Genomic DNA, 2,812 nt, shown 5'->3' on the forward strand with positions numbered 1-2,812 from the left:
GCCTCGCCCCAGCCGTCGTCATCACCGAGCGCCTCCGACCAGTTCGCAACGAACCCGCGGATGAACTCCCAGGCGCCCCTGCGGCCTTCAACACCTGCAGCGAGCGACCGCACCATATCGAACTCACGTGTCATGCCAGGACGATATCGGCTCCACCCACGCAGCCCTCGGGCACCTGCACGGAGCGGTCGACACGCCGGTACTGGTGCTCTCGGAACTCGGCTCTGGCACGGATCTTGGGGAGCCGTCGCGGAGAGTCATCGTGGCGTTCGATAATGGGCTCCACACCTACTGTGCTTCACTGAACTTTGACGGTGCTGGCGTCCAGGGCGTGGACCTGTGCTGGGTCGAGGTGGAGTTCGTACGCGGTGTAACACTCGCTGATCTCTGTTCCTACCGCAGCGCCACATGGACACAGCCGGTTCAGGCCGCTCTGTCCATGCCAGCCGCAGCAGCCCGTGTGGTCTCCCTCAAGGTCGGGCAGCAAGTGAGGTGCGTCGTCAGGATGGAGGACGATCGGGTTTCGGGGACCTGCGGAAGTCAGGAACCCCTCTCCGTCCGGATCGCCGACACAAGGCCCGCCGGGAAACACTGCGACGGGTTCGTCGGTCGGTAGGAACGGGGCTCCCCAAGGCTCGGGCTCCAGGGCATAGAGCCCCGCATGCATCGTGGCCGGGGCCCGGCGGTACCCGTCGGGTCCGATTCGCCCGTCGAACTCTGGCCTGACCAGGGGCTCGGACAGCTGCACAGCCCTGGTCAGAGGGCGGGCGCAGGCGGCACACACGAAAGTGATCACACGAAGTTCTAGCCCGCCGAAGCCCCATCGGCAAGAGCCTGCTTCCGGGCTACTGCAGCAGGATCATCTTTCGAAGGAGGTGGAAGCCGGCTCGTCCGTAGAGCTGTCTCTTGATCTTTTTGATGCGGTTCACGGCGCCTTCGATGCTGCCGGAGCTCCAGCTCAGGGTGAGGCCGGCGGTCACGGCGTCGAGGTCTCGGCGCAGGTGGAGTGCGAAGCCGGTGAGCCCGGGCAGTTGGCTGGCATCGACCGTGTCGATCCAGGTGGGGAGCGTGGTGCCGAGGCGGCCGGTGAGGATCTCGCCGAAATCGCGGACGTGTCTGGTAGCCGTGTCCGGTTCGGGACAGCGGGTCAGGACGTCCTTGAGGCCGACGCGGCCTTCCTCGCTCAGGGCGGCGGGGTGTCGGGTGAGCCAGCCCGTCACTTGTCGTACCGTCGGCGGCCGCGGCGGTGCTGCGGAGGGAGCCCGGCGCAAGGTCGCGATGTGCGCGCGGACCATGCCATAGGTGACGGGAGCCTGCTCGGCGACCAGCTCGCCGTGGAGCCGGGTGACGCTGGTGCATCCCTCGGCGAATCGGCGTTCCAGGTAGGGCTTGTAGGGGTCCAGCCTGCTGCTTCGGGGCCGGTTCTCACGGATGGTGTCCTGCCAGCGTGCGGCGTTCGCGTACCGGAGGACGGTGTTCAGGCCCCAGCCCAGGTGCCGGGCGATCGCCCGACGTGAGTGCCCCTGGGCGAGCATCTCGTGGACCAGGGCGTGTGCGGCCTTCTTGCGCTCGGCCCGCCGGCCGACGGGATCTGAGTCGTCCTGTGGCCGACCGGAAGCTGGTCGGGTGTCCTGCGGCAGCAGGCCGCTGGGCGTCGGGTTGCGCAGGCAGTCGCGATGGGCGGCGACGCAGGTCTCCACGGCCCGGCCGAGGCCCTGCCACAGATGGAACCGGTCCGCGACCTGCAGAGCGCCGGGGGCACCGCGCCGAGCGCCTTCGGCGTAGGCGCCCGCCCGGTCCCGGCAGATGATCTCCACGCCGGGATGGCGGACCAGCCAGGCGGCCAGCGGGCCGGCTTCACGGGTCTGAAGCACATCGACCACGCGACGATCTTCGACGCTGGTCAAGACGGTGGAGTAGGTCTGGCCGCGACGGATCGCGAAGTCGTCCACGCCCAGCACCCGCGGCGTGCTGAACCGCGGATCGGGCAATGCCATGACCCTGCGTAACAAGGTCATCCGTCCCGCGCCGAAGCCCAGCTGGGCCGCCAGCCGAGCGCCGGCCCGCCCGGCCAGGGCGAGCCCCACCCGTTCCAGAGCGTGGTTGAGCCGCGTGGTGAACCGTGCGTGCGGGGCGGCCAGTCGGGCGAACGGCTCGGCGAACGTCCGGCGCGGGCAGTCCGCCGACCCGCAGATGAAGCGCCGGACCGTCAGCCGGATCACAAAGCCCTGGTCAGCCAGAGGAAGGTCCCTCAGCCTGCGCTGGTAACGGTCGTGGACTCGGCCCGAGAATCGGCCGCAACCCGGACACGTCGCCCCGGCCGCGCGGCCTCTCCCCACCACCTCGACCCTGCCGAACGCGGCCGTAACCGCCTCGACGTCCACCTCGTCGATCCCGTCGAACACCAGCGAGTCCCAGAATGGTGCGTCGGTCTGCATGACCAGCACCATCGCCGTCCACAGACGGCCAGAGAGCGAACGGAATGCACCTGAGGGAGCGTCACTTCCGGATGTCAGACACCAAGGGGTACGCCGTCTCGCACGAGCCAGTCCCTCGCAATCGAACACCGAGGTAACGCTCCGCGACGGCTCCCCAAGATCTGTGCCAGAACCCGGAACTCAGTGACATTTCCACTCGGCTAGATCAACATCCGCTGCCGAAACTCGGCATCAAACGCTCTTCGTCATCACCTACGAAGCCAGTGATGTCGTCACCCAGCCGGAGCGGGTGCAGGTCGCGGCGCATCCGTGCCTGATCGGCGATGATCGAGGCGTCCTTCGCGTCAGTCTTCCCCTCGCCTCGGTATCTGCCC

The 2,812-nt window shown here is 68.2% G+C and carries 1 protein-coding gene and 1 pseudogene; both read right to left on the bottom strand.

Going from position 1 to position 2,812, the window contains the following annotated elements:
* Window positions 1-845: 845 nt before the first annotated feature.
* Window positions 846-2,567 (bottom strand): ISL3 family transposase, encoded by a 1,722-nt coding sequence (locus AB0D44_RS34290; protein ID WP_362598805.1) that lies wholly within the window; start codon window positions 2,565-2,567, stop codon window positions 846-848.
* A 139-nt stretch (window positions 2,568-2,706) separates the two neighbouring features.
* Window positions 2,707-2,812, bottom strand: a pseudogene (locus AB0D44_RS34295) (transposase); the annotation flags it as partial.

Origin of the sequence: Streptomyces sp. NPDC048349 (genome assembly GCF_040651925.1) — a bacterium.
Classification (GTDB): domain Bacteria; phylum Actinomycetota; class Actinomycetes; order Streptomycetales; family Streptomycetaceae; genus Streptomyces.